Raw genomic sequence first — 25139 nt, 5'->3', positions numbered from 1 at the left:
TGCAGGTAAGGGGCATGGACCTGTTCGAAGATGACGGCCCCGCGCCGGGCGGTAACGCGCATGAGTTCACCGTGTCCGAGATCTCGGGCGCGGTGAAGAAGACCATCGAGGGCGAATTCGGCCATGTCCGCGTGCGCGGCGAGGTCGGAAGGGTGACCGTGGCGCGCACCGGGCACATGTATTTCGACCTCAAGGACGACCGCTCCGTGCTCTCCGCCGTGAGCTGGAAGGGGCAGGTCTCCAAGCTGGCGCATCGCCCCGAGGAGGGGATGGAGGTCATCGCCACCGGGCGGATGACCACTTTCGGCTCGCAATCGCGCTACCAGCTCAATGTCGAGGAGGTGGTGCCCGCGGGGGCGGGCGCGCTGATGGCGATGCTGGAAAAGCGGCGTCAGGCGCTGGCCGCCGAGGGGCTGTTCGACGAGGGGCGCAAGCGGCCCATCCCCTATTTGCCCGAGATCATCGGCGTGGTGACATCGCCCACCGGCGCGGTGATCCGCGACATCCTGCACCGGCTGCGCGACCGCTTCCCGCGCAAGGTGCTGGTCTGGCCGGTGGCGGTGCAAGGCAAGGCCTCGGCCGCCGAGGTCGCCGCCGCGATCCGCGGCTTCAACGCGATGACCCCGGGCGGCGCGCTGCCGCGCCCCGACCTTCTGATCGTCGCGCGCGGCGGCGGCTCGATCGAGGATCTGTGGGGCTTCAACGAGGAGATCGTGGTGCGCGCCGCCGCCGAAAGCGCGATCCCGCTGATCTCGGCGGTGGGGCACGAGACCGACACCACGCTGATCGACCATGCCAGCGACCGGCGCGCGCCGACGCCCACCGCCGCCGCCGAGATGGCGGTGCCGGTGCGCGCCGAGCTGCAGGCCGATCTGGCGCAGTTCGGCGCGCGGCTGGCGCAGTCCGCCCGCGCCGGGCTCGACCGGCGGGCCGAGCGGCTGCGCGATCTGTCGCGCGCCCTGCCGCGCCCCGATGCGCTGCTGATGGGGCCGGCGCAACGGCTCGACGCGCTCGACACGCGGCTGCCCGGCGCGCTGCGCGCGGCCATCGCGAAGAAGCGGATCGAGCTGTCGGACCATCCGCTGCGCCCCGGTCTCGTCGCCCGCGCCGTGGAGCGCGGGCGCGACCGGCTCGGCTCTTCCGCCGCGCGGCTGCCGGGCGCGCATCGCGCAGGCCTCGCGCAAAAGCGGCTGCGGCTGCAGGGGCTGCGGCTCAGCGCCACGGCGCTCGATGCCGCGATCGGGCGCGAACGGCGCGATTTCGACCGGCTCGCGGCGCGGCTGCGCCCCGATCTCGTCACCACCCGGATCGAGCGGCAGCGCGAGCGTCTCATGGCGCTGGAGCGGCTGCGCGACACGCTGGGCTACGAGGCGACGCTGGCGCGCGGCTACGCGGTGGTGCGCGGCGACGGCGCGGTGGTCACCGGCGTCGCGGCGGCGCAGGCGGCGACGGTGCTCGAGATCGAGTTCGCCGACGGGCGGGTGCAGGCCGGGGCGGCCGCGCGGCCCAAGCGCGGCTCCAAGCCCGCGCCACCGCCGCCCGAGCAGGGCACGTTGCTGTAGCGGCGCAAGACGGGGCAGGGCAGATGGATCTCACGAACATACTCGGCGACGCCTCATCCGACCTGACCGTGCTGCAGGTGAGCCTGCGCGCGGTCGTGGTCTTTGTCTTTGCCACGGCGCTGTTTCGTTGCCTGCCGCGCAAATCGCTCGCCGACACGACGGTGATCGACCTGATCCTGACCCTGCTGATCGGCTCCAGCCTGAGCCGGGCCCTGACCGGCAACGCGCCGATCGGCCCGGTTCTGGCGGCTTGCGTGGTGCTCGGCCTGCTCTGGATCCTGCTGGGGCAGCTCGCGGTACGCAGCGAGGGGTTCTCCAATCTCGTGAAGGGAAGGCCGCTCGAGGTGATCCGCGACGGCACGCTCGACGAGGCGGTGCTGAAGCACGCCCATATGGGGCGGCGCGACCTTGAGCAGAAGCTGCGCATGCAGGGCTATGCGCGCATCGAGGACGTGCCTTGCGCCTATATCGAGCGCAATGGCGCCATCTCGGTGCTGGAGGAGTAGGCCCGCGCGCTCCGCCGCGCCGCTTTCAGACGCCGACGCGCGGCTGGCACGACAGCGGCGTCTCGCTGTCCTGCATCTCGTAGAGCTGCGGCATTTCGGGATCGTTGACGAATTCGGCGCTCAGCCGCCCGTTCTCGTCGAAGAAGCGCCAGCATTCCGGGCCGGTCCCGTCCTCATAGGCGAAACAGATCGCATCGGCCTCGGGATACCATGTCCCGTCGAGGCAGCGCCCGTCGAGAAAGGACCACGTCACCTGCCGGTCGGGGCCGTAGCGCTCCATGCCGTAGGGCGCGCCGCGGCTGTGATAGGTGAGGGTGCGCCCGACCACCCGCGCCTCGAACTCATCGGCGTCGAGCGGCTGCCGCTCCTGCGCGGCGCCGGGCTGGGCCATGCAAAGCGCGAGCAGGAGGGGGGCGCTGACTCGGCGGATGCTCATGCCGCATCGTCTCATTCCGCGGCCCGTGCCGCCAGCCCCTCGCGACCGGCGGCGCGCCATGCCGCGACGCGCGGGTCCATCACCCGCCGCCAGAAGCGCGGCCACAAAGCGAGGCAGGCCATCACCGGCAGGCTGCGCGGCAGCATCGGCGCGGCTTCGGGCAGATCGAGCGCCGGGTAGGGCCGGGCGGGGCGGGCGTGGTGATCGGAATGGCGCGGCGCGTTCAGCATCATCCATGAGGAGACGGGATGCGGGCTGTTCCAGCTGTGCCGCGCCCCGACCGGCTCGATCCGGCCACCTTCGCCGCGCGCGCGCTCCAGCCCGTAATGCTGGACATAATCCGACAGGAGCAGCTGAAGCTGGGCAAAGCCCGCCAATGCCAGATGCGCAGCCACCCCGCGCCAGCCGGCCAGCAGCGCCGAAAGGCCGAGCGCCAGCGCCGCGCCGCCTGCGTAAAGAAGATAAGGGTGACGCCAGCGCGGATGCCCGCGCCGCCTTGCGCTTTCCATACGCAGCCCCTCGCGAAACCCGCCGCGCCAGGCGCGCGGCGCATAGCGCCAGAACCCTTCGCCGCGCCGGGCCGTGGCCGGATCGTCGCGCGTGGCGACCCGGACATGATGCACCAGCGGATGGGCCGAGGCGTGATGGCCGAACAGCAAGGAGACATAGACCGCGATGCCGAGACGGCGGGGGCCGCGCGCAGGCGCGTGGATCAGCTCATGGGCGTTGGCGTTGCTCACCTGCCCGAGCCAGAGCCCGGCGGCGGCGAAGAGACCGGCCTTTTCCCCAAGGGTGAGCCAGCCGCCCGACAGCGCCCAGACCGCCCCGCCCAGCAGCGCGAAATGCGACAGGCCGATCGCGAGGGTGAGCGCGGCGGAGGCGGGAAACTCGGCCCCCGGCCGCGGCGGCGCCAGCCGCGCGCCGATCTCGTCGAGCGCCGCCGTCAGCAGCGCCAGCGCCAGCGGGGCGGCAAGCGCCCAAGCGCCGCCCCACAGCATCGCCGCCGCGATCAGCGGCAGCGGCAGAAGCGTGGCCGTGGCGAAGGCGAGCGGCATGGCGAATCCGATATGGCGACACCGGGCAGTCTCGCCCGCGCGCGCCTCCCTTTCCAAGACCCACCGCAAGCGTTAGGTGGGAAAGCGTATATCCAAAGACAGCAGGACCGGGCGGCGCATGTCCTTTTTCGGAAAACTCAAAGACCGGCTCTTCACCTCCTCCTCCAAGCTCGATCGCGGGCTCGAGGAAATCGTCGAGGAGGGGGCCGAGGCCGAAGCGCCGGAGACGGAGGCGCCCCGGCAGGAGGCCGCACCCACACCCGCGCCCGAGACGACGGCCGAACCGGAGCCCGATCCGCGCCCCGAGCCCAGCGCCCCCGCCGGGCCGCGCCCGGCGACGCCGGATGCCGAGCCGCCCGTCGCCCCGCCGGTGACGCCGGGCATGCCCGCCGCCCCGGTGACGCCGCCCGAACCGGCGGTGCCCGAGACGCCCGCGCCGGAACCTGTGCCCGAACCCGCATCTGAACCCGCGTCCGAACCGGAGCCTGCTCCGGCAGCGCCCGAGCCCGAAAAGCCCGGCCTGCTGGGCCGCCTCTTCGGCAAGGGCAGCGCCGCCGCGCCGCGCCGGGAGCTCGACGACGCAATGCTGGAGCGGCTCGAAGAGCTGCTGATCCAGTCCGACATGGGCGTCGAGACGGCGCTGCGCGTCACCGCCAACATCGCCGAGGGGCGGATGGGCCGGAAGCTCTCGGTGCCCGAGCTCAAGGATCTTCTGGCGGGCGAGATCACCCGGATCATGGAGCCGGTGGCGCGCCCCATGCCGCTTTATGCCAAGACGCCGCAGGTGGTGCTGGTCGTCGGCGTCAACGGCTCTGGCAAGACCACGACGATCGGCAAGCTCGCGAGCCAGTTCCGCGCGGCGGGCAAGTCGGTGGTGATCGCCGCGGGCGATACCTTCCGCGCGGCGGCCGTCGAACAGCTTCAGATCTGGGGCGACCGCGCCGGCGTGCCGGTGATGACCGCGCCACAGGGCACCGACCCCGCCAGCCTCGCCTATGACGCGATGGCCAAGGCGCAGGCCGATGGCGCGGATCTTCTGCTGATCGACACCGCCGGACGCCTGCAGAACCGCTCCGACCTGATGGAGGAGCTGTCGAAGATCGTCCGGGTGATCCGCAAGAAGGACCCGGACGCGCCGCACAACACGCTGCTGGTGCTCGACGCCACGACGGGGCAGAACGCGCTCTCGCAGGTCGAGATCTTCCGCAACATCGCCGATGTCTCGGGGCTGGTGATGACCAAGCTCGACGGCACGGCGCGCGGCGGCGTTCTCGTGGCGCTGGCCGACCGCTTCGGCCTGCCGATCCATGCGATCGGGGTGGGCGAGCAGATCGACGATCTGGCACCCTTCGACCCCGAGGAATTCGCCCGCGCGCTCACCGGGGCGGAGGGCGATCTGGCCTAGTCGTGCCAGCCGAGCATCCGCTCGACCTCGCGCAGGAGCATCAGCACCACCACCACCATCACGCTCGCCATCGCGGCGAGCGGGATCTGTCCCGCGCCGCAGCCCAGGCCCACCGCGCCGGCGAGCCACAGTGACGCGCCGGTGGTGATGTTGCGCACCTCGCCCTTGGTGGTGAAGATGATGCCCGCCGCGAGAAAGGCCACGCCCGAGGTCACCGCCTCGATCAGGCGCAGCGGGTCGATCCGCTTGTCGTCGGTGCCGCCGAAATCGAGCTGCGTGACCTCCTGTCCCAGCATCACGAAGAGCGCGGCGGCGAGGCCCACGAGGATGTGGGTCCTGAGGCCCGCGGGCTTGCCGCGCCATTCGCGCTCCACGCCGATCAGCCCGGCCAGCACGATCGCCGCCATCAGGCGCATTGCCGCCACCCATGGGCCGGTGGCCTTAAAACCGGAGGCGAGATCGGCTTGCAACGCTTCGAACATGGGGCGGGACTCCTCTGACGTTTGTGTGACAACGGCGGATCACCGGGCCGCGTTCCGGGCGCGTCGCGGTGCCTGAGACTGGCCCCCGGGCGCGCGAATGCCTATGTCTGGCCGCGATCGGCGCGCTGGTGCCGGCAGGACCAAGGAGACCGTGGATGGCGCAACGCAACATCAGCCCCTGGCTCAAGCAGGCGCTGGAACTGGGCCCGACGCTGGCCTTCTTCCTCGTCTATCTGCGGCTCAAGGAGGACAGCTTCGTGATCGCGGGGACCGAGTATTCGGGCTTCATCCTCGCCACGCTGATCTTCATCCCGATCCTGCTCGCCGCGATGGCGGCGCTCTGGGCGCTGACCGGGGCGCTGAGCCGGATGCAGGTCTTCACCGCCTTCATGGTGATCTTCTTCGGCGGGCTGACCGCGTGGTTCAACGACGAGCGGTTCTTCATGATGAAGACCACCATCGTCTACGGCCTCTTCGCCGCGATCCTCGGGGCCGGGCTGGCGCTGGGCCGCAGCCCGCTCGAATGGATGATGGGCGAGGCGCTGCCGATGCGCCACGAGGGCTGGCTCAAGCTGACCCGGAGGCTGGCGGCGATGTTCGCGGCGCTGGCGCTGGCCAACGAGTTCGTCTGGCGCACCCAGTCCGAGGAGATGTGGGTCAAGATCGAGACCTTCGCCTTTCCGGCGGTGCTCTTCGTCTTCCTGTGGCTGCAGATTGCGGCGTTGCAGAGCTACATGATCCAGCCCGAGGAGTAGCCGCGCGGGCTGCGCCGTTCCGAAAGCGATCGACCGCCGGGCGCCATGGCGCCCGGCGTTTCGCGTGTCTAACGCTGCCCGAACATGTGTTTCTGCTGGTCGGGGCTGGCCGTGCCCTGCCGCTTGTCGAGATGCAGCGCGACGCCGCGCGCGCAGGCGGGGCGGGCCTCCAGCGTGTCGAGCCAGCGGCGCATATGCGGGAAATCCTCGATCTTCTGCTCCTGCCGTGCCCAGAGCCGCGCCCATGGGAAACAGGCCATGTCGGCGATGGTGAACTCCGCCCCGGCCACGAATTCATTCGCCGCGAGCTGCCGGTCGAGCACACCGTAGAGCCGGGCGACCTCGGCGCGGTAGCGGTCCTTGGCATAGGGGATGTCCTGGGGCGGCGACATGGCGGGGGCGTAGTGCAGGAAGTGATGCGCCTGTCCCGCCATCGGCCCCAGCCCCCCCATCTGCCACATCAGCCACTGGTCCACCGCGATGCGCTCCCGCTCGGTCGCGCCGCAGAAACGGCCGGTCTTGCGGGCGAGATATTGCAGGATCGCGCCGCTCTCGAAGAGCGAGACCGGCGCGCCATCGGGGCCCTCGGGATCGGTGATCGCGGGCATGCGGCCATTGGGCGAGATCGCGAGGAAGTCGGGCCGGCGCTGGTCGCCCGCGCCGATATCGACGAGATGCACCGCATAGGGCAGGCCCATCTCCTCGAGCGCGATGGAGACCTTCCAGCCGTTCGGCGTCGGCCAGTAATGCAGATCGATGGGGGCGGGCATGGACGGGTCTCCTGCTGTGACGGGGCGAGACTGGCAGTTGAGGCCGCGATTGCAAGCGCGCGCTCGGCGGCGGATGGCCCGCTTGACCGAAACCGGGGCGGGGGCTATCGCGGCGTCAGACAGGGCGTCTCTTCCCGGGGGGCGCGCCGCAACAACCGGGCCCGGAGGCCGAGACATGACCGAGTATCGCAAACGCACCCGCGCCGTTCACGCAGGCTCGCGCCGCAGCCAGTATGGCGAGGTGAGCGAGGCGATCTTCATGACGCAGGGCTTCGTCTACGAGACCGCCGAGGCCGCCGAGCAGCGCTTTCTCAAGATCGAGGGCGACGAGTTCATCTATGCCCGCTACGGCAACCCGACGGTCAAGATGTTCGAGGACCGGCTGGCGAGCCTCGAAGGGGCCGAGGCCGCCTTTGCCTGTGCCTCCGGCATGGCCGCCGTCAACGGCGCGCTGACCTCGATGCTCAAGGCCGGCGATCACGTGGTCTCGGCCCGCGCGCTGTTCGGCTCCTGCCTCTACATCCTCGAGGAGATCCTGCCGCGCTACGGCGTCGAGGTCACCTTCGTCGACGGCAAGAACATCGACGAATGGAAGGACGCCATCCGCGAGGACACCGCCGCGGTGTTCTTCGAGAGCGTCTCGAACCCGGCGCTGGAGGTGGTCGACATCGCCGCCGTGGCCGAGCTGGCCCATGCGGTCGGCGCCAAGGTGGTCTGCGACAACGTCTTTGCCACGCCGGTCTATTCCGACGCGATCGCCCAGGGGGCCGACGTGGTGGTCTATTCGGCCACCAAGCATATCGACGGCCAGGGCCGGGCGCTGGGCGGCGTGATCCTGGGCACCGAGGAGCATATCCGCGGCACGGTCGAGCCCTACATGAAGCACACCGGCGGCTCGCTCTCGCCCTTCAGCGCCTGGCTGATGCTCAAGGGGCTCGAGACGATCGAGCTGCGCGTCAAGGCGCAGACCGAGAGCGCGCAGCGCATCGCCGAGGCGCTGTCGCAGGAAGACAAGCTCGCCCATGTCGCCTATCCGGGGTTGCCCGCGCATCCGCAGCACGATCTGGCGATGCGGCAGATGGGGGCGGGCGGCACCGTTGTCGTATTTGACGCAGGTTCGCGCGAAGCCGCGTTCAAGCTTCTGAATTCTCTCGACATCGTGATCATTTCGAACAACCTTGGCGATGCCAAGTCAATCGCCACCCATCCGGCCTCGACCACGCATCAAAGGCTGCCGGAGCCTCAGAAAGCGGCACTTGGAATCACACCGGGTCTGATCCGGTTGTCTGTCGGGCTCGAGGATGCCGAGGATCTGATCGAGGATCTGAGGCATGCCATCGCGGCCATCTGAGCCCGGACGAACCGGGCCGGGCGGATGGCCGGGGGCCTGAACATCACTCGCAGACCTCCTATATGGTGGGGGTCGACCCGACCGGAGGATTTCCCTCGTGACGCAAGCCACCCGCGATCTGCATCGCGCCCAGACCTCTCAACCCGTTCCCGACCGCGATGACGCGGCCACGGCGCTGCGCCTGCTGCGCAGCTGGGCGGCGCATGCCACGCCCGAGGAAGTCGCCGCGCTCGACCCGATGGTCGGGCGGCTGGTGCCCGGGCAGGACGTGTCGAACTACCCGGCGCTGGCCCGCGCCTACCCGGAGGATTTCGTCGTCGACGAGGCCTACCGCGCGATGCTGCCCGACCTGCAGAACGGCCCCTCCAGCCTGATCCGCGGCGCGGCCCGTGCGATCCAGCATGTCGGGATCTCGAATTTCCGCCTGCCGATCAGGTTCCACACCCGCGACGGCGGCGATCTTGCGCTCGAGGCCAGCGTGACCGGCACGGTCAGCCTCGAGGCCGAGAAGAAGGGCATCAACATGTCGCGCATCATGCGGTCCTTCTACCGCCATGCCGACAAGACCTTCTCCTTCGACGTGATCGAGGCGGCGCTGGCCGATTACATCACCGATCTCGAGAGCTTCGACGCGCGCATCCAGATGCGCGTGCGCTTCCCGATGCTACGCCCCTCGCTGCGCTCCGGCCTGTCGGGCTATCAATATTACGACCTCACGCTCGAGCTGGTGGAACAGGCCGGTGTGGCCAAGAAGATCATCCATCTCGATTATGTCTATTCCTCGACCTGCCCGTGTTCGCTCGAACTTTCCGAGCATGCGCGCCAGAGCCGCGGCCAGCTTGCCACGCCGCATTCGCAGCGCTCGGTGGCGCGGCTTTCGGTCGTGGCCCAGCCCGGTCCGGTGCTGTGGTTCGAGGATCTCGTCGAGATGGCGCGCGCCGCCGTGCCGACCGAGACGCAGGTGATGGTCAAGCGCGAGGACGAGCAGGCCTTTGCCGAACTCAACGCCGCCAACCCGATCTTCGTCGAGGATGCGGCGCGGCTCTTTGCCGAGCAGCTGATGGCCGATCCGCGCATCGGCGATTTCCGCATCATGGCCAGCCACCAGGAAAGCCTGCACAGCCACGACGCGGTGAGCCTGCTGACCGAGGGGCCGACCTTCGCCCAGGAAAGCCTCGACCCGCAGCTCTTCGCCAGCCTGCTGCACGCCGGCTGAGGCCGCGCGCCTGCCGCCGACGCGGCAGGCGCGCCACGTTCCGCGGCCTCGCCGCGCCCTTCGCTTGACAGGGCAGGGGGGCTGGGCCAACGCTCCGGCATGATCGACCTGCGCCCCGTCGGATATGTGAACGGCCTGCTTCTGGCAGTGCTGGGCCTGACCATGCTGGGCCCGATGCTGGCCGATATCGCGGCGCAGAACGGCCATTGGCCGGTCTTTCTCGAAAGCGCGGTGCTGACGCTGCTCACCGGCATCCTGATGGCGCTGTCGTGCCAGAACGGCGTGAAGCCCAAGCTGACCCTGCGCCAGACCTTCCTGCTGACCTCGTCGGTCTGGATCGCGCTGCCTTTCTTCGGGGCGCTGCCCTTCATCCTCGGCGCCACCGGGGCCAGCGTCACAGACGCGGTGTTCGAGGCGATGTCGGGCATCACCACGACGGGCGGCACCGTGCTCAACGGGCTCGACGATCTGCCGCGCGGCATCCTGCTGTGGCGCGGCATCCTGCAATGGCTCGGCGGCATCGGCATCATCGTCGTGGCGATGGTGTTCCTGCCCGAGCTGAAGGTCGGCGGCATGCAGGTGTTCCGCTCCGAGGCCTTCGAGACGATGGGCAAGATCCTGCCGCGCGCCGCCGAGATCGCCAGCGGCATCGCGGGGATCTATGTCGGCATGACGCTGGCCTGCATGCTGGCCTACATCACCGCCGGGATGGAGCCCTTCGACGCGGCGGTGCACGCGATGACCACCATCGCCACCGGCGGCTTCGCCAATTCGGACGCCTCCTTCTCGGGCTACGGCGCCGGGGTGCATTACGTGGCCTCGGTCTTCATGTTTCTCGCGGCCTTGCCCTTCGTGCGCTACGTGCAGCTGGCCGCGGGCCAAGCGCGGCCCTTGCTGCGCGACACGCAGGTGCGCGACTTCTTCCTGACGATCATGGCGAGCGTGCTGCTGATCTCGCTCTCGCTGGCCGATTACAGCCACGGCTTCACCGAGACGGCCTTCCGCGAATCCCTGTTCAACGTGATCTCGATCATGTCCGGCACCGGCTACGCCAATGCCGACTACATGGGCTGGGGGCCGTTCCCGGTGGCGATGTTCTTCTTTCTGGGGCTGATCGGCGGTTGCGCCGGCTCGACCGCCTGCTCGGTCAAGATCTTCCGCTACCAGATCCTCTTCGCCTCGATCGCGGCGCAGATCCGCAAGATCCACCAGCCGCATGGCGTCTTCACCCCGCGCTATGACGGCCGGCCCGTGCCGGTGGACGTGCTCTCCTCGGTCATGTCCTTCTTCGTGGTGTTCATCGTTTCGATCGGCATCACCTCGGTGCTGTTGTCGCTCACCGGGCTCGATTTCATCACCAGCGTCTCGGGGGCGGCGACCTCGATCGCCAATGTCGGCCCCGGCCTCGGCCCGATCATCGGCCCGGCGGGCAATTTCGCGCCGCTGCCGGATGCTTCGAAGTGGATTCTCATCATGGCCATGTTCATCGGCCGGCTCGAACTGCTGGTGGTTCTGGTCGTCGTCACCCGCGAATTCTGGAGATCGTGATGCAGCAGATCCGCCGCCCCCTCGGGGTGCAACTGGCCCGGGCCCTGGCCGAGCGCGGCGTCGAGCTGGTGTTCGGCATCCCGGGCGTCCACAACCAGGAAATCTATCGCGGGCTCGATGCGGCCGGGCTGCGCCACGTGCTGGCGCGCCACGAGCAGGGGGCGGGCTTCATGGCCGACGGCTATGCCCGCGCCACCGGGCGGCCGGGCGTGGCCTGCGTGATCTCGGGGCCGGGGCTGTGCAACCTGATGACACCCTTGGGGCAGAGCTGGTCGGACAGCGTCTCGGTGCTGGCCATTTCCTCTTGCCTGCCGAATGGCGGTGCGGCCGATCACCGGCTGCACGAGATGCGCGACCAGCGCGGCGCGGCGGCGGCGGTCACGGCCTGGTCCGAGGAGGCGCGCGATGCCGAGCACGCCTATGCGCTGCTCGACCGGGCCTTCACGGGCTTCGGCGAGCGGCGCCCGCGCCCGGTGCATCTGCAGCTGCCGATCCCGCTGCTGGAGGGGGACGCGCCCGAGCCGCCGCCCGCCCTGCGGCCGCAAAGCCCCTCCGCCCCCGATCCCGGCCTCGTCACCCGCGCCGCGCGGCTTCTGGCCGAGGCGCGCCGCCCGCTGATGATCCTCGGCGGCGGCTGCGCGGGGGCCGCGCGCGAGGCGCGCGCCCTGGCCGCGCGGCTGGGGGCGGCGAGCTTCGTGACCACCGCCGGGCGGGGTGTCATAGCACCCGGCGATCCGCTGCATTTCGGCAGCTTTCTCGCCCGGCCCGACAGCGCCCGCGAGATCGCCCATGCCGACGTGGTGCTGGTGGCGGGCTGCGCCCTGTCCGAGACCGATCTGTGGCGCGCCGCGCCCGGTTTCGACGAGCAGGCGCGGGTGATCCGGCTCGATCTCGATCCCGCGATCCTTGCTGCCGATGCGCGCTCCGAGCTGCGGCTGGCGGGCGATGCGGCGGCGGGGATGGCGATGCTGACCGAGGCGCTGGGGCCGGGCGCGCCGGCAGCGGGCTGGCGGCCCGAGCGGATCGAGGCCGCGCGCCGCCGCTGGTTCGCGGAGATCGACGCCGAGCGCCCGGGCCTTCTGGCGGTGATCGACGCGCTGCGCGAGGCGCTGCCGCCCGAGGCCATGGTGTTCTCGGACATGACCCAGATCGCCTATGCCGCGGTCGAGGCCTGGCCCGCGCCCGCGCCGGGGCTGTGGCATCACCCATCGGGCTTCGGCACGCTGGGCTATGCGCTGCCCGCCGCGATCGGCGCGGCGGTGGGGCGGCCCGACGTGCCGGTGGTGGCGCTGGCGGGCGATTACGGCGTGCAATACACGATCCAGGAGCTGGGCACCGCGGTCGAGCTGGGCCTGCCGCTGCCGCTCATCGTGTGGGACAACGAGCGCCTGGGCGAGATCGAGGCCAGCATGCGCGCGGCGCAGATCGCGCCGCATGCGGTGCATCAGCGCAACCCCGATTTCTGCGCGCTGGCCCGCGCCTGGGGGGCGGGGGCCGAGACGCCCGAGAGCCTCGATGCGATCGCCCCGGCGCTGGAGCGCGCCTTTGCCGCCCAGACGCCGACGCTGATCCGGCTCACGCCGGATCTGGCCTGAGCCTCACTCCCAGCAGCTCACCAGCGCCGTCATCTCGCCCGCGCGCCGCGCCACGGCCTCGACCGTGTTCTGGCCCCGCGCCTCGGTGCGTTGCGGCGCTATGCCTTCGGCTTCGAGCGCCGCGACCACCGCCTCGCTTTCGAGCGCGAGCGCGACGCCGGGGGGCAGCATCCGCCCCTCCTGCCGGTCGCCCGGCAGCAAGAGCCCCAGCACCGCGCCGCCCATGTCGAGCACCGGCCCGCCCGCATCGCCGGGCTGCGCGCTCAGCGCGAGCCGCTTGAGATCCTCCTCGCCGCCCGGGCCGCGAATATCGGCCAGCCGGCCGAAGGTGGTCGCCGCGACCGAGATCGCGCCGCCATAGGGAAAGCCCGCCACGGCGATCTTGTCGTCGATCCGCGGCACGCCGGTCTGGAATGTGGCGACACCGCGCGGCGCGAGCGGCGAAGCGGGGCGCAGCAGCGCCAGCCCCGAGCCCGCATCCTGCATCACCACGGTCGCGCCGCGCATGCCGTCGATCGCGATATCGCCGCACTCCGCGATCGCCTCGACCGTGGTGGCGACGCTGCCCGCCTCATCGACGAAGACGCCCGCGCGTTCGCGCAACGGCCGACGCACCTGCAACCCCGAGACGAGATCGACCGATTGCGCCTCGTCGGCGGGAACCTCGCCGGGCTCCAGCACCTCGGGCAGGCTCTCGAAGCTCGCCGCCATGCGCGAGACCACGCGCGAGCGGCGCGCCTCGTCACCGGCAGGCCAGACCAAGGCGAAACCCTTGATCGCGCCACCCTCCAAAGTCGCCTCGACATGGGTGGCGCGGGTCTCGTCCGCGCCTTCGATCACGAAGCTGCGCGCGTCGAGCCCGCGCGCCCCCTCGGGCGGCACGATCTCGAGCGTCTGCATGATCTCGTAAAGCCCGGCCAAGCGCCGCGCATCGCCGGGCTGCGAGATCAGCAGCACCTGCACCGGCAGATCGCCGCTGGGCGCATAGGTGACGAAGGGCGGGCGCACCTCGTCGCGCGCCACCAGCGCCGTCGGCATCTCGATCCCGATCCCGGCCTGCGCGTCGCGCACCGGCGCAAGGTCGAGCCCGTCGAGCACCGCGTCATAGGCCTCGAGCAGCGAGGCACGCTGCGCGGAGGTGAGCACGCCGGTGGCCTCATGGCCGTTCTGCCGCTGCCATTCGGCCATGGCGGCGCGGGTGCCCGCGCCGAATGCGCCGTCGATGCCGGCCTCATAGACCCCGGCCCAGCGCAGCGCGACCTGCAGCCTTTCGCGCGCGGCCCGGTCGAGCGCCGCCTCCGAGGCGCGGGCCTCGGCCAGCGTCTCTTCGGGCGCGTCGGCGGGCTCGGCCGGGGCCTCCGGCCGGGCGGGCGCGGCGGCGGGGGTCTGCTCCTGGGTCTGGGCCGATGTCGCGGCCTGCGCGCCTTCCGCATCCCCGCGCGCGCCGACCGGCCAGAAACGCCCGCGATACTGCGCGCCATCCGCAAGGAAGGCATCGCCCGGGATCGCGCCTTGGGCCTTCAGCTGGCTCAGGAGACGCCGCGCCTCGGCGCTGTCGTAAGGGCCCAGCGCGATGCCGTACCAGCCGCCGTCGAGCGCATAGCCCGAAACGGCGTCGAACCGCCCCGCATAGGCGCGCGCGCGGTTCTCGGCCCGGTTCAGCGTCGGCAGCGCCTCGACCTGAAGCCAGACGCCGCCATCCTGCGCCCAGCCGGGCCCGGTGAAAAAGCCCGTGGCGAGCAGGGCTGCAAGCAATCGTTTCATGTGAATCGCGCGTTCCGTTGTGCTGGATATGGCCATGGACCATAGCACCGCGCCGGCCGGGGACCATGCCAAAGCGCCGCACCGGGCATGGCTGTTGCGCCCCCGCGCCATGATTGACCCTGTCTGCGGCGCGCCGTAAGCAGGCCCGCGATCCGTGACCCCCCGCGAGAGGCCCCCAGATGACCGACGCTCCCCGTTCCTTCCAGGAGATCATCCTGCGGCTGCAGTCCTACTGGGCCTCGAAGGGCTGCGCCGTGCTGCAGCCCTACGACATGGAGGTGGGCGCGGGGACCTTTCACCCGGCCACGACGCTGCGCGCGCTCGGCTCGAACCCTTGGGCCGCGGCTTACGTGCAGCCCTCGCGCCGCCCGACCGACGGGCGCTACGGCGAAAACCCGAACCGGCTGCAGCACTACTACCAGTATCAGGTCATCATCAAACCCAGCCCGCCGGACCTGCAGGAGCTCTATCTCGGCTCGCTGCGCGCCATCGGCATCGACCCGACCCTGCATGACATCCGCTTCGTCGAGGATGACTGGGAAAGCCCGACGCTGGGCGCTTGGGGCCTTGGCTGGGAGGTCTGGTGCGACGGCATGGAGGTCTCGCAGTTCACCTATTTCCAGCAGGTCGGCGGGCATGACTGCCGCCCCGTCTCGGGCGAGCTGACCTACGGGCTGGAGCGGCTGGCGATGTATGTGCTCGGCGTCGATCACGTCATGGAGATGCCGTTCAACGACCCCGACGCGCCGATCGCGCTGAAATACGGCGATGTCTTCCGCCAGACCGAGGAAGAGTATTCGCGCCACAACTTCGACACCGCGACCACCGAGATGCTGCTGCGGCATTTCGAGGACGCGGAGGCCGAATGCGCGAAGATCCTCGCGGCCCCGGCCGAGGACCCCCGCACCGGCAAGCGCATCGTCATGGCGCATCCCGCTTATGACCAGGCGATCAAGGCGTCGCACCTGTTCAACCTTCTCGATGCGCGCGGCGTGATCTCGGTCACCGAGCGGCAGGCCTATATCGGCCGCGTCCGGGCGCTGGCCAAGGCCTGCGCCGATGCCTTCGTCACCACCCGTGCGGGCGGTGCGAGCGCATGATCACCCGCATCGTCATCTCGGTGCTGCTGGCTTTCGCGCTCCTGTCGGGCGTGCTGATGTGGTACCTGCAGGTCTATGCCTATTACGAGGAGCTGACGCCCGCGCAGGTGGGCGAGGTGGTGGTGCTCGACGACCGGGCCGCGCCGGTGCGCGTCGCCGTTTCGGATCTGCGCGCGATCGACAGCGACAGCTCGCCCATCCGCTTTCGCGCCTGCATGCAGATCGAGGATGCCAGCGCCTTCGACAACGCCGTGATCCACGAGCGCGCCGAGCCGCTGGTCGCGCCCGGCTGGTTCGATTGCTTCGACGCGCGCGAGGTGGGCGAGGCGCTCGAGAGCGGGCAGGCCAAGGCCTATGTCTGGAAGCTCAACGAGCCCTACGGCATCGACCGCGTGCTCGCGGTGATGCCCGACGGGCGCGGCCTCGCCTGGAACCAGATCAACGTCTGCGGCGAGGTCGTCTTCGACGGCGACCCGGCCCCCGCCGGCTGCCCGACCCCACCCGAAGGGACCTATTGATGCCCGACCTGCTGATCGAACTGTTTTCCGAGGAAATCCCCGCGCGCATGCAAAAACGCGCCGCCGAGGACCTCAAGCGCATGGTGACCGACGGCCTCGTCGAGGCCGGTCTCACCTATGCCTCCGCCGGCGCCTTCCACACGCCGCGCCGGCTCGCGCTCTCGGTCGAGGGGCTCTCCGAAGCCAGCCGCGACACCACCGAGGAGCGCAAGGGCCCGCGTACCGACGCGCCGGAGAAGGCGCTCGAAGGTTTCCTGCGCTCCACCGGTCTCACGAAGGAGCAGCTGGAAATCCGCGACGAGAAGAAGGGCCAGGCCTATTTCGCGCGGATCACGCATAAGGGGCGGCCCGCCGAAGCCATCCTGGCCGAGGTGCTGGAGGCCGCGATCCGCAACTTCCCCTGGCCCAAATCGATGCGCTGGGGCGCGGGCGATCTGCGCTGGGTGCGGCCCTTGCATTCGATCCTGTGCATCCTGTCGGATGAGCAGGGCGCGCGCGTCGTGCCGATGGAGGTGGCCGGGATCGCGGCCGGCGACACCACGCGCGGCCACCGCTTCATGGGGCCCGACGCCTTCGCCGTCACCTCCTTCGAGGATTACGAGGCGAAGCTGAAGCGCGCCCATGTCATGCTGCGCGCCGATGAGCGGGCCGAGACGATCTGGTCCGAAGCCTCCTCCCAGGCCTTTGCCCAAGGGCTGGAGCTGGTCGAGGATCGCGGGCTTCTGGACGAGGTCGCGGGGCTCGTGGAATGGCCCGTCGTGCTGATGGGCGAGATCGGCGAGGAATTCCTCGGCCTGCCGCCCGAGGTGCTGCAGACCTCGATGAAGGAGCACCAGAAGTTCTTTTCGGTGCGCGATCCCAAGACCGGCAGGATCACCCGCTTCGTCACCGTCGCCAATATCGAGACGCGCGATCACGGCGCGACCATCCTCGCGGGCAACGGCAAGGTGCTGTCGGCCCGGCTCGCCGATGCCAAGTTCTTCTGGGAGAACGATCTGCGCGTGGTGAAGGATCACGGGCTCGAAGGCATGGCCGAGGGGCTGTCGAACGTGACCTTTCACAACCGTCTCGGCTCCCAATCCGACCGCATCGCCCGCATCGCCGCGCTGGCGCGCGAGATCGCGCCGCAGGTCTCGGCAGATGCCGATGACGCGGAAAAGGCCGCGAGGATCGCCAAGGCCGATCTGCGCTCCGAGATGGTCGGCGAGTTTCCCGAGCTGCAGGGGCTGATGGGGCGCTATTATGCCCAAGCCCAGGAGCTGAAGCCCGAGATCGCCGCCGCCGCGCAGGAGCACTACCAGCCGCTCGGCCCCTCCGACGCCGTGCCCTCCGCCCCGGTCTCGGTCGCGGTGGCGCTTGCGGACAAGCTCGACACGCTGGCGGGGTTCTGGGCGATCGACGAGAAGCCCACCGGCTCCAAGGACCCCTTCGCGCTGCGCCGCGCGGCGCTGGGCGTGATCCGTCTGGTGCTGTCGAACGGGCTGCGGCTCAGGCTGCGCGAGCTGATCGGGGCCGCCGACGAACGTGCCAGCGCCGACGATCTCCTCTCCTTCTTCCACGACCGGCTCAAGGTCCACCTGCGTGCCGAGGGCATCCCGCATGACGTCATCGACGCCTGCATCGCCATGCCCGGCAATGACGACCTGACGCTTCTGGTGGCCCGCGCCGAGGCGCTCGCGGCCTTCCTCAAGACCGAGGATGGCGAGAACCTGACGCAGGGCTTCAAGCGCGCCAACAATATCCTCGCGCAGGCCGAGGAGCGCGACGGGGTCGAGTATTCCTTCGGCGCGGATGCCAAGTTCGCCGAGAGCGCCGAGGAAAAGGCGCTGTTCCTCGCGCTCGACGGCGCGCAGCCGAAGATCGACGATGCGATGGCGCGCGAGGATTTCGGCGCCGCGATGGGCGCGATGGCATCCTTGCGCGCGCCGATCGACGCCTTCTTCGAGGCGGTGCAGGTCAATTCCGACAACCAGGTGCTGCGCCGCAACCGGCTCAACCTTCTGTCACGCATCCGCACCACCTGCGGTGCGGTGGCGGACCTGACGAAGATCGAAGGCTGAGGCCTGCCGGACAGGCCGTGCTTGGCGGATCGCCCTGCACGGCCTATCTTGCGGCGACAAGGAGTGCCGCAGTGCAGCAATTGCCACGAGATCCGAAGATCCTGCTGATCACCTCCGAGGCCGACATGTCGGCCTCGCGTCATGGTGGCCGGGCCAAATGCCTGCAGCGTCTGGTGCGCATGGGGCTGCCGCTGCCGACCACGGTGGCGCTGTCGTTTTCCTGCGTGCATGCGATCGCGCAGGGGCGGATACCCGACCTGTCGCAGATCATGCGCCATTTCGACGAGGCGCCGCTCCTGTCGGTGCGCCCGTCGAGCCAGGACCCCGATTGGGGCGGACCGGGCGCGATCCTCAATATCGGCATGACCGATCTCACCCATGCCCGCATGTGCGACGAGGTGGGCGAGGAGGCCGCGACCTCGCTCTATCTGCGCTTCATCCAGAGCTGGGCCGTGCATGTCGCGCGGCTCGATCCCGACAGCTTCGACATTCCCGACCGGCCCGGTCCCGGCGCGCTGCGCGCGGCCCTCGCCGCCTACGAGGCCGAGGCCGAGGAGCCCTTTCCGCAAGACATCACCGTGCAGCTTTGCGAGGTGCTGCGCTCCATGGCCCGCGCCTGGGAGGGGACGACGGCGCGGCTCTTGCGGCAGGCCAAGGGCGCGCCCGCCGATGCCGGTCTCGGCCTCGTGGTGCAGCAGATGGCGCTCGGCGTGGGGCAGGGGGAATGCGGCTCGGGCGTGATCCAGTTCGTCGACAGCCAGACCGGCCAGCCGCAGGTCACCGGGCGATATCTCAGCCAGAGCCAGGGGCGCGACGCGCTCAAGGCGGATGCCGGGGCGATCTACCTGACCCGCGACGACCGCGGGCCCTCCTTCGAGGAGCTGTGCCCCGAGGCCTTCGAGCGGCTCTTGCGGATGGGGCATCTGTGCCGCGAAAGGCTGCGCGAGGAGATGCAGATCGAGTTCACCCTGCATGAGGGCAAGCTGCATGTGCTCGATGCGGTGCGGGTGCAGCGCTCCTCGCGCGCGAGCGTGCGCATCGCGGTGGCGCTGGCCGAAGACGGGATGATCCCGCGCGAGGAGGCAGTGCTTCGGGTCGAGCCGCAGGCGCTGTCGGAGCTTCTGCACCGCCATGTCGATCCTTCGGCGCCGCGCGACCTGATCGTCTCGGGCATCGCCGCCTCGCCGGGGGCGGCGACGGGGCGGATCGTGTTTTCGGCCAATGCGGCGCAGGCTTCTGCCGCGCGGGGCGAGCCCTGCATCCTCGTGCGGCGCGAGACGACGCCGGAGGATATTCGCGGCATGCACGCCGCCGAGGGCGTGCTGACCATTCGCGGCGGCATCACCAGCCATGCGGCGGTGATCGGCCGCGGGCTCGGCCTGCCTTGCGTGGTTGGCGCTTCGGAGCTGACCTTCGACCCCAAGCGGCGGCAGGTGGTGGCGCCGGGCGGGCGCAGGCTGTCGGAGGGCGATGTCATCACCCTCGACGGCACCTCGGGCGAGGTGCTGGCGGGCGAGCCCGCGATGTTCGAGGCGGTGCTCGACGGCGCCTTCCGCCGCCTGCTCGACTGGGCCGATGATTTCCGCGACATCGGCGTGCGCGCCAATGCCGACACCCCCGCCGACGCGCAGACCGCGCGCAATTTCCAGGCGCAGGGAATCGGGCTGTGCCGCACCGAGCACATGTTCTTCGAGGAGGGGCGCATCGGCATGATGCGCGAGATGATCTTTGCCAAGGACGAGGCGGCGCGCCGCGCGGTGCTGGAGCGGCTTTTGCCGATGCAGCGCGCCGATTTCGCGCGATTGTTCGAGATCATGCAGGGCCAGCCGGTCTGCATCCGCCTGTTCGACCCGCCGCTGCATGAATTCCTGCCCTCGGACCGCGCCGGCATGCGCGATCTGGCCGACGGGCTGGCGGTGACCCTGTCGGATGTGGAGGCGCGGGTCGCGGCGCTGACCGAATACAACCCGATGCTGGGGATGCGCGGCGTGCGGCTCGGGATCACCGTGCCCGAGATCTACGAGATGCAGGCGCGCGCCATCTTCGAGGCGACGGTGCAGGCCAGCCGCGACGGCGAGGCGGTGGTGCCCGAGGTGATGATCCCGCTGGTCTCGGCGATGAAGGAGGTCGAGCTGGTCAAGGCGCGCATCGATGCGGTGGCCGCGCAGGTGCGCGCGCATTCGGGGGTCGAGTTCGATTACCGGCTCGGTGTCATGGTCGAGACGCCGCGCGCGGCGCTGCGCGCCGCCGACATCGCCCAGCACGCGGCCTTCCTCTCCTTCGGCACCAACGACCTGACGCAGATGACCTACGGCCTGTCGCGCGACGATGCGGGGCGCTTCATGTCGATCTATGTCAAGAACGGCGTCTACGAGGAGGACCCGTTTCACAGCCTCGATCTCGACGGCGTGGGCGAGCTTCTCAAGATCGGCGCCGAGCGCGGCCGGGCCGGGCGGCCGGATGTCACCCTGTCGATCTGCGGCGAACATGGCGGCTCGCGGACCGCGATCGAATTCTGCCGCCGACAGGGCTTCGACTATGTCTCCTGCTCGCCCTTCCGCGTTCCCGTGGCCCGGCTGGCCGCCGCGCAGCTGGCGCTGTCGGACAAGGGGCGAGGCTGACAAAAACACCACTATCGTATAGTTCCATGCAGGAAATGGCGATTTTCTGCTTGCACCTGTGGCAGAGAATCGCCGGTTCCCTGCGGCCCGGGTGACGCTGAGGTAGACACGGCAGACCCGATCCCATACCTCCCCCCCTGCCAGCGCGGGGCATACCGCGAGGAACCGGGGATACTGCAATGAAGCGACTGAACTTTCTGCGCCTGCCCAGCTTTGGCGCGATGGCTTGTCTTGCGACATTCGCGGCCGCAGCACCAGCCACCGCCAGCGAGGATGCCCTCGCTGCGGCACAGAACGAGGGGGGTGTCTCGCTCGATGCGGAAACCCGCCTGTCCCTGCTTCTGGGTCAACAACGCGATGCGGGCGAAATCGTTCCCGCCATGGCCGCGTCCGAAGGCGAGGTGCTTCCCGCCGCGGCCGATCGCGGTCTGAGCATCGTCTCGCGGACCAGCCAGGATTACGACGCGCTGATGGCGGCGCTGCCCTCTGCCAAGGGCAACGCCGAATGGGAATGCCTGACCGAGGCGCTCTATTTCGAAGCGCGCGGCGAATCGCTCGAAGGGCAGTTCGCGGTGGCCGAGGTGATCCTCAACCGGGTCGACAGCCCCGATTATCCCGGCTCGATCTGCGGCGTGGTGAACCAGGGCACGGGCCGCAAATATGCCTGCCAGTTCTCCTATACCTGCGACGGCATCCCCGACACGGTCAATGACGGTCGCTCCTGGAAGAAGCTCGGCCGGATCGCCCAGATCATGATCGAGGACGGCCCGCGCGAGCTGACCGGCGGCGCCACGCATTATCACACCACGGCGGTGAACCCCTCCTGGGCCGGGCGCATCCCCCAGACGGCGGCGATCGGCGCGCATCTGTTCTACCGCGAGGCGACCCGCACCGCTTCGAACTGAGGCTCCGCTTGCCGGGCGGGCAGGGGAGCGTTAGATGCCCCATGCCCGCAAGCCCGGAGGGGCCTAGATGACCGACGAGACACGCCACGCTTTCGAGCATCCGCAGGCCCGTGCCGCTGCCACGGCCCCGGGCCTGCGGGATCGCATCCTGCTTCAGGATCATGTCATCGAGGTCGAGATCGGCGCATTCCGCGCCGAGCGCGGCGCGACGCAGCGCCTCGCCTTCGACATCGTGGCCGAATTGGCGGCTTCCGCGCCCGCGGGCGACGATGTCGACCGCATCCTCTCCTATGACCGGCTGACCGAGGCGGTGGCCGATTCGCTGGCCGTCGAGCGGCTCGACCTGCTCGAAACCCTGGCCGAGCGGATCGCCGAGCGCATCCTCGCGGAGCCGCAGGCCGAGCGGGTCTTCGTGCGCATCCGCAAGCTCGACCGTGGGCCCGGCGCCCTCGGGGTCGAGATCATGCGCGCAGGGCCGAGCGCGCGCCCGGCCTCGCGCCCGCCGCGTCCGGTGCTGGCGCTGGTTTCCGCAAAGGCGGCGGCGCATCCGGCGGCATGGAGCGCGGCGCTCCTCGAACAGGCCGCGCCCTTGCTGATCTGCGTCGAGGCGGAGCCCTTGGGCTTCGCACTCGACGACGCCGCGGCCCAGGGCCGGATCGAGCTTCTGGCGCTCGACCAGGCGGCATGGCGGCTTTCGGCCGGGCTGCCGCAGGTCGAGGTGCGCGACAACCGCACCGAGATCGACTGGGCCCAGCGCAAGGGCGCCGCGACGATCTGGGCGCCCGCACGCATGGCCGTGAGCGCGCTTGACGGGCCGTCCGGGACCGGGGCGGCCGATCTCGCGGCTTGGCTGGCCGAGACGCTCGATGCGCGCGAGATCGTGCTGGTCGGCGCGGCGGCCCCGGCGACGACACGCCCCCTGCGCAGGCTGGCGCTGCCCGGCGAAGAGGCATGAGCCGGGCCGTGCCGCTGCCGCTCTGGCCGGGTTCGCCGGAGGAGGGCCTGCCGCTGGCCGGCCAGTCGGGCCCGCGCTTCGCGCAGCTCGATCACGATGGCGCGCCGCGCGCCGCCACCGCGCTCGATCCCGCCACGCGCGCCCGGCTCAGCGCGCCGCGCCCGCCGCTTTGCGGGCTGCCGCTCGACCGCCCCCGGCTCATGGGCATTCTGAACGTGACGCCCGACAGCTTTTCGGATGGCGGCGATCACGCCACGCACGAGGCGGCGGTGGCGCGGGCCCATGCGCTCGTGGCCCAAGGGGCCGAGATCCTCGATATCGGCGGCGAATCGACCCGGCCGGGCGCGGCCGAGGTGCCGGTGGCGCAGGAGATCGCCCGCGTGGTGCCGGTCGTGGCAGAGCTGCGGGCCGCGGGGATGCGCGTGCCGCTCTCGATCGACACCCGCAAATCCGCCGTCGCCCGCGCGGCGCTTGCCGAGGGTGCCGACATGATCAACGACGTCTCGGCGCTGAGCTTCGATCCCGAGCTGGCCGGGGTGGTGGCCGAGGCGGGAGTGCCCTTGTGCCTGATGCATGCCCGCGGCACGCCCGCCGACATGCAGCGCGCGCCGCGCTACGACGATGTCGTGGCGCAGGTGCGGGATGCGCTGGCCGCCCGGATCGAGACCGCCGTTTCGGCGGGCATCGCGCGCGAGCGGCTGCTGTTGGATCCGGGCATCGGTTTCGGCAAGGATCTCGAGCACAACCTTGCCTTGTTGCGGGCGCTGCCGCTATTTCACGACTTCGGCCTGCCGCTGCTGCTCGGGGTCTCGCGCAAGCGGTTCATCGGCACGCTGTCGGGCGCCGAGACGCCGAAGGCGCGGATGCCCGGCTCGGTCGCGGTGGCGCTTCTGGCGGCGCAGCAGGGCGTGCATGTGCTGCGGGTACACGACGTGGAAGAAACGCGGCAGGCGCTGAGCCTGCTCAGGGCAGTAATGGGATGGGACGAATGACACGCAAGCTCTTCGGCACGGACGGCGTGCGCGGCACCGCCAACACTTGGCCGATGACGGCCGAGATCGCGCTTCGGATCGGCGCTGCCGCGGGGCGGTACTTCCGCAATGACGGCTCGAACGGCCACCGGGTGGTGATCGGCAAGGACACCCGGCTTTCGGGCTACATGTTCGAGAACGCGCTGACTGCGGGCCTGACCTCGACCGGCATGAACGCGCTGCTGCTCGGCCCGGTGCCGACGCCAGCGGTGGGCCTTCTGACCCATTCGATGCGCGCCGATGTCGGCATCATGATCTCGGCCAGCCACAACCCGCATCACGACAACGGCATCAAGTTCTTCGGCCCCGACGGCTTCAAGCTTTCGGACGAGGCCGAGGCCGAGATCGAGGCGATCGTCGCGGGCGAGATCGAGCCGGCCAAGGCGGTCAATATCGGCCGCGCCAAGCGCGTCGATGACGGCCGTTTCCGTTATGCCGAGCGGGTCAAGGCGACCTTCCCGCAGGGCAGGCGTCTCGACGGGCTCAAGGTGGTGATCGACTGCGCCAATGGCGCGGCCTACAAGGTCGCTCCCGAGGTGCTGTGGGAGCTGGGCGCGACGGTGATCCCGGTGGGGGTGGACCCCGACGGCACCAACATCAACCAGAACTGCGGCTCCACCGCGCCGCGTCACGCCGCGGCCCGGGTGCTGCAGGAGGGCGCCGATCTGGGGATCTGCCTCGATGGCGATGCCGACCGGGTGATGATCATCGACGAGACCGGCCAGATCGCCGATGGCGACCAGCTGATGGCGCTGATGGCGGGCCGCTGGGCCGAGGCCGACCGCTTGCAGGGCGGCACGCTGGTGGCGACCGTGATGTCGAATCTCGGTCTGGAGCGCTTCATGACCGCGCGCGGGCTGAAGCTCGAGCGCACCAAGGTCGGCGATCGCTACGTCGTCGAGGCGATGCGCCGCGGTGGCTGGAACCTGGGCGGCGAGCAGTCGGGCCATATCGTGATGACCGATTACGCCACCACCGGCGACGGGCTGCTGGCGGGGCTGCAATTCCTTGCCGCGATGATCGAGACGGGCCGGCCCGCCAGCGCGCTGGTGCGCCAGTTCGAGCGGGTGCCGCAGCTGCTCAAGAACGTGCGCTACGCGCCGGATCAGGACCCGCTGGACGCCGCTTCGGTCAAGACCGCGATCACCGAGGCCGAGGGGCTTCTGGACGGCAAGGGGCGGCTGCTGATCCGCAAGTCGGGCACCGAGCCGCTGATCCGCGTCATGGCTGAATGCGAGGATGACGCGCTTCTGTCGCAGGTCGTCGACGGCATCGTGTCGGAGGTGAAGTCGGTCGCCTGAGGCCCCGACCTGCGCGGGCCACGAGCGCGCGCAGGTTGGCCCTTCGGCTGATCCCAAGGCCCATCGGGATCAGCGCCGCCAGCGCGGCCGAGGTCAGGCCGATTGCCAGCAGGTACCTCGTGAGTGCGCGGCGAGGCGCGGGCACCGGCCGGCGCACCGCCTGCATCGGCCAGAGCATTGCCACCGCAGCACGGCGAAGGTGC

At 70.2% G+C, this 25139-nt stretch carries 21 protein-coding genes; 16 read left to right on the top strand and 5 right to left on the bottom strand.

From position 1 onward, the window contains the following. Nucleotides 1-14: 14 nt before the first annotated feature. Both xseA and CJ301_RS03525 read left to right on the top strand, forming a co-directional pair. Nucleotides 15-1562, top strand: coding sequence for an exodeoxyribonuclease VII large subunit (xseA, locus tag CJ301_RS03530; protein ID WP_099274365.1), 1548 nt, complete (start codon nucleotides 15-17; stop codon nucleotides 1560-1562). A gap of 23 nt (nucleotides 1563-1585) precedes the next feature. Continuing rightward, the gene (locus tag CJ301_RS03525; protein WP_099274362.1) at nucleotides 1586-2068 is read left to right on the top strand and encodes a DUF421 domain-containing protein; all 483 of its coding nucleotides are present in this window, start codon (nucleotides 1586-1588) and stop codon (nucleotides 2066-2068) included. Between the two features lie 25 nt (nucleotides 2069-2093). Here CJ301_RS03525 and CJ301_RS03520 read toward each other — a convergent pair whose 3' ends face one another. Both CJ301_RS03520 and CJ301_RS03515 read right to left on the bottom strand, forming a co-directional pair. Beyond that, on the bottom strand, nucleotides 2094-2504 hold the full coding sequence (locus CJ301_RS03520; protein ID WP_099274360.1) for a hypothetical protein: 411 nt from the start codon (nucleotides 2502-2504) through the stop codon (nucleotides 2094-2096). Between the two features lie 11 nt (nucleotides 2505-2515). Further along, nucleotides 2516-3559: an alkane 1-monooxygenase gene (locus CJ301_RS03515; RefSeq protein ID WP_099274357.1), complete on the bottom strand. Its 1044-nt coding sequence runs from the start codon at nucleotides 3557-3559 to the stop codon at nucleotides 2516-2518. A 118-nt stretch (nucleotides 3560-3677) separates the two neighbouring features. Between CJ301_RS03515 and ftsY the strand changes: the two genes are divergently transcribed. Beyond that, entirely contained in the window at nucleotides 3678-4964 is a 1287-nt protein-coding gene (gene ftsY / locus CJ301_RS03510) for a signal recognition particle-docking protein FtsY (protein WP_099274355.1), read from the top strand. Here the strand turns inward: ftsY and CJ301_RS03505 are convergent. Next, entirely contained in the window at nucleotides 4961-5446 is a 486-nt protein-coding gene (locus CJ301_RS03505) for an MgtC/SapB family protein (RefSeq protein ID WP_099274353.1), read from the bottom strand. The two genes, ftsY and CJ301_RS03505, sit on opposite strands and share 4 nt — an antisense overlap. A gap of 155 nt (nucleotides 5447-5601) precedes the next feature. Between CJ301_RS03505 and CJ301_RS03500 the strand changes: the two genes are divergently transcribed. Further along, nucleotides 5602-6201 carry an inner membrane-spanning protein YciB gene (locus CJ301_RS03500; RefSeq protein WP_099274350.1) on the top strand — a complete coding sequence of 200 codons (600 nt, stop codon included), beginning with the start codon at nucleotides 5602-5604 and terminating at the stop codon, nucleotides 6199-6201. A 68-nt stretch (nucleotides 6202-6269) separates the two neighbouring features. On the opposite strand, the gene CJ301_RS03495 is transcribed toward CJ301_RS03500, so the two are convergent. After that, nucleotides 6270-6971 (bottom strand): glutathione S-transferase N-terminal domain-containing protein, encoded by a 702-nt coding sequence (locus CJ301_RS03495; protein WP_099274348.1) that lies wholly within the window; start codon nucleotides 6969-6971, stop codon nucleotides 6270-6272. A gap of 175 nt (nucleotides 6972-7146) precedes the next feature. On the opposite strand from CJ301_RS03495, the gene metZ reads away from it, so the two are divergent. The 4 genes from metZ (at nucleotide 7147) to CJ301_RS03475 (ending at nucleotide 12681) form a co-directional block, all read left to right on the top strand. Further along, the gene (gene metZ / locus CJ301_RS03490) at nucleotides 7147-8322 is read left to right on the top strand and encodes an O-succinylhomoserine sulfhydrylase (RefSeq protein WP_099274345.1); all 1176 of its coding nucleotides are present in this window, start codon (nucleotides 7147-7149) and stop codon (nucleotides 8320-8322) included. Nucleotides 8323-8419: 97 nt separating this feature from the next. Then, the gene (gene folE2, locus CJ301_RS03485; protein ID WP_099274342.1) at nucleotides 8420-9538 is read left to right on the top strand and encodes a GTP cyclohydrolase FolE2; all 1119 of its coding nucleotides are present in this window, start codon (nucleotides 8420-8422) and stop codon (nucleotides 9536-9538) included. A gap of 99 nt (nucleotides 9539-9637) precedes the next feature. Continuing rightward, nucleotides 9638-11086, top strand: a complete 1449-nt coding sequence (locus CJ301_RS03480; RefSeq protein ID WP_099274340.1) for a TrkH family potassium uptake protein — start codon at nucleotides 9638-9640, stop codon at nucleotides 11084-11086. Next, nucleotides 11086-12681 carry a 5-guanidino-2-oxopentanoate decarboxylase gene (locus tag CJ301_RS03475; RefSeq protein ID WP_099274338.1) on the top strand — a complete coding sequence of 532 codons (1596 nt, stop codon included), beginning with the start codon at nucleotides 11086-11088 and terminating at the stop codon, nucleotides 12679-12681. The genes CJ301_RS03480 and CJ301_RS03475 overlap by 1 nt, the downstream gene beginning before the upstream one ends. A gap of 3 nt (nucleotides 12682-12684) precedes the next feature. On the opposite strand, the gene CJ301_RS03470 is transcribed toward CJ301_RS03475, so the two are convergent. Beyond that, nucleotides 12685-14445, bottom strand: a complete 1761-nt coding sequence (locus CJ301_RS03470; protein WP_099274335.1) for a peptidoglycan-binding protein — start codon at nucleotides 14443-14445, stop codon at nucleotides 12685-12687. Between the two features lie 179 nt (nucleotides 14446-14624). Here CJ301_RS03470 and CJ301_RS03465 point away from each other — a divergent pair, with 179 nt between their 5' ends. The 8 genes from CJ301_RS03465 to glmM all read left to right on the top strand — a co-directional run bounded on the left by CJ301_RS03465 (nucleotide 14625) and on the right by glmM (nucleotide 24936). Further along, nucleotides 14625-15545 carry a glycine--tRNA ligase subunit alpha gene (locus CJ301_RS03465; protein WP_099274333.1) on the top strand — a complete coding sequence of 307 codons (921 nt, stop codon included), beginning with the start codon at nucleotides 14625-14627 and terminating at the stop codon, nucleotides 15543-15545. Next, nucleotides 15542-16063 (top strand): DUF6446 family protein, encoded by a 522-nt coding sequence (locus CJ301_RS03460; protein ID WP_099274330.1) that lies wholly within the window; start codon nucleotides 15542-15544, stop codon nucleotides 16061-16063. The genes CJ301_RS03465 and CJ301_RS03460 overlap by 4 nt, the downstream gene beginning before the upstream one ends. Then, the gene (gene glyS, locus CJ301_RS03455) at nucleotides 16063-18123 is read left to right on the top strand and encodes a glycine--tRNA ligase subunit beta (protein WP_099274327.1); all 2061 of its coding nucleotides are present in this window, start codon (nucleotides 16063-16065) and stop codon (nucleotides 18121-18123) included. The genes CJ301_RS03460 and glyS overlap by 1 nt, the downstream gene beginning before the upstream one ends. 125 nt (nucleotides 18124-18248) lie before the next feature. Continuing rightward, nucleotides 18249-20744 carry a putative PEP-binding protein gene (locus tag CJ301_RS03450; protein WP_254050069.1) on the top strand — a complete coding sequence of 832 codons (2496 nt, stop codon included), beginning with the start codon at nucleotides 18249-18251 and terminating at the stop codon, nucleotides 20742-20744. A 179-nt stretch (nucleotides 20745-20923) separates the two neighbouring features. Further along, nucleotides 20924-21649, top strand: a complete 726-nt coding sequence (locus tag CJ301_RS03445; RefSeq protein ID WP_099274323.1) for a cell wall hydrolase — start codon at nucleotides 20924-20926, stop codon at nucleotides 21647-21649. A 67-nt stretch (nucleotides 21650-21716) separates the two neighbouring features. Continuing rightward, on the top strand, nucleotides 21717-22604 hold the full coding sequence (locus CJ301_RS03440) for a dihydroneopterin aldolase (protein ID WP_099274321.1): 888 nt from the start codon (nucleotides 21717-21719) through the stop codon (nucleotides 22602-22604). Next, entirely contained in the window at nucleotides 22601-23596 is a 996-nt protein-coding gene (gene folP / locus CJ301_RS03435) for a dihydropteroate synthase (protein WP_099274319.1), read from the top strand. Before CJ301_RS03440 ends, folP begins: the two co-directional genes overlap by 4 nt. Further along, nucleotides 23593-24936 (top strand): phosphoglucosamine mutase, encoded by a 1344-nt coding sequence (glmM, locus tag CJ301_RS03430; protein ID WP_099274316.1) that lies wholly within the window; start codon nucleotides 23593-23595, stop codon nucleotides 24934-24936. The genes folP and glmM overlap by 4 nt, the downstream gene beginning before the upstream one ends. Nucleotides 24937-25139: the final 203 nt, after the last annotated feature.

The organism is Limimaricola cinnabarinus, assembly GCF_002723615.1.
GTDB lineage: Bacteria > Pseudomonadota > Alphaproteobacteria > Rhodobacterales > Rhodobacteraceae > Limimaricola > Limimaricola cinnabarinus_B.
This window is presented reverse-complemented; position numbering and strand designations above follow the sequence as displayed.

Coding starts and splice junctions, on each gene's coding strand:
- xseA (WP_099274365.1), top strand. CDS start 15: ATGGACCTGTTCGAAGATGACGGCCCCGCGCCGGGCGGTAACGCGCAT.
- CJ301_RS03525 (WP_099274362.1), top strand. CDS start 1,586: ATGGATCTCACGAACATACTCGGCGACGCCTCATCCGACCTGACCGTG.
- CJ301_RS03520 (WP_099274360.1), bottom strand. CDS start 2,504: ATGAGCATCCGCCGAGTCAGCGCCCCCCTCCTGCTCGCGCTTTGCATG.
- CJ301_RS03515 (WP_099274357.1), bottom strand. CDS start 3,559: ATGCCGCTCGCCTTCGCCACGGCCACGCTTCTGCCGCTGCCGCTGATC.
- ftsY (WP_099274355.1), top strand. CDS start 3,678: ATGTCCTTTTTCGGAAAACTCAAAGACCGGCTCTTCACCTCCTCCTCC.
- CJ301_RS03505 (WP_099274353.1), bottom strand. CDS start 5,446: ATGTTCGAAGCGTTGCAAGCCGATCTCGCCTCCGGTTTTAAGGCCACC.
- CJ301_RS03500 (WP_099274350.1), top strand. CDS start 5,602: ATGGCGCAACGCAACATCAGCCCCTGGCTCAAGCAGGCGCTGGAACTG.
- CJ301_RS03495 (WP_099274348.1), bottom strand. CDS start 6,971: ATGCCCGCCCCCATCGATCTGCATTACTGGCCGACGCCGAACGGCTGG.
- metZ (WP_099274345.1), top strand. CDS start 7,147: ATGACCGAGTATCGCAAACGCACCCGCGCCGTTCACGCAGGCTCGCGC.
- CJ301_RS03480 (WP_099274340.1), top strand. CDS start 9,638: ATGATCGACCTGCGCCCCGTCGGATATGTGAACGGCCTGCTTCTGGCA.
- CJ301_RS03475 (WP_099274338.1), top strand. CDS start 11,086: ATGCAGCAGATCCGCCGCCCCCTCGGGGTGCAACTGGCCCGGGCCCTG.
- CJ301_RS03470 (WP_099274335.1), bottom strand. CDS start 14,445: ATGAAACGATTGCTTGCAGCCCTGCTCGCCACGGGCTTTTTCACCGGG.
- CJ301_RS03465 (WP_099274333.1), top strand. CDS start 14,625: ATGACCGACGCTCCCCGTTCCTTCCAGGAGATCATCCTGCGGCTGCAG.
- CJ301_RS03460 (WP_099274330.1), top strand. CDS start 15,542: ATGATCACCCGCATCGTCATCTCGGTGCTGCTGGCTTTCGCGCTCCTG.
- glyS (WP_099274327.1), top strand. CDS start 16,063: ATGCCCGACCTGCTGATCGAACTGTTTTCCGAGGAAATCCCCGCGCGC.
- CJ301_RS03450 (WP_254050069.1), top strand. CDS start 18,249: ATGTCGGCCTCGCGTCATGGTGGCCGGGCCAAATGCCTGCAGCGTCTG.
- CJ301_RS03445 (WP_099274323.1), top strand. CDS start 20,924: ATGAAGCGACTGAACTTTCTGCGCCTGCCCAGCTTTGGCGCGATGGCT.
- CJ301_RS03440 (WP_099274321.1), top strand. CDS start 21,717: ATGACCGACGAGACACGCCACGCTTTCGAGCATCCGCAGGCCCGTGCC.
- folP (WP_099274319.1), top strand. CDS start 22,601: ATGAGCCGGGCCGTGCCGCTGCCGCTCTGGCCGGGTTCGCCGGAGGAG.
- glmM (WP_099274316.1), top strand. CDS start 23,593: ATGACACGCAAGCTCTTCGGCACGGACGGCGTGCGCGGCACCGCCAAC.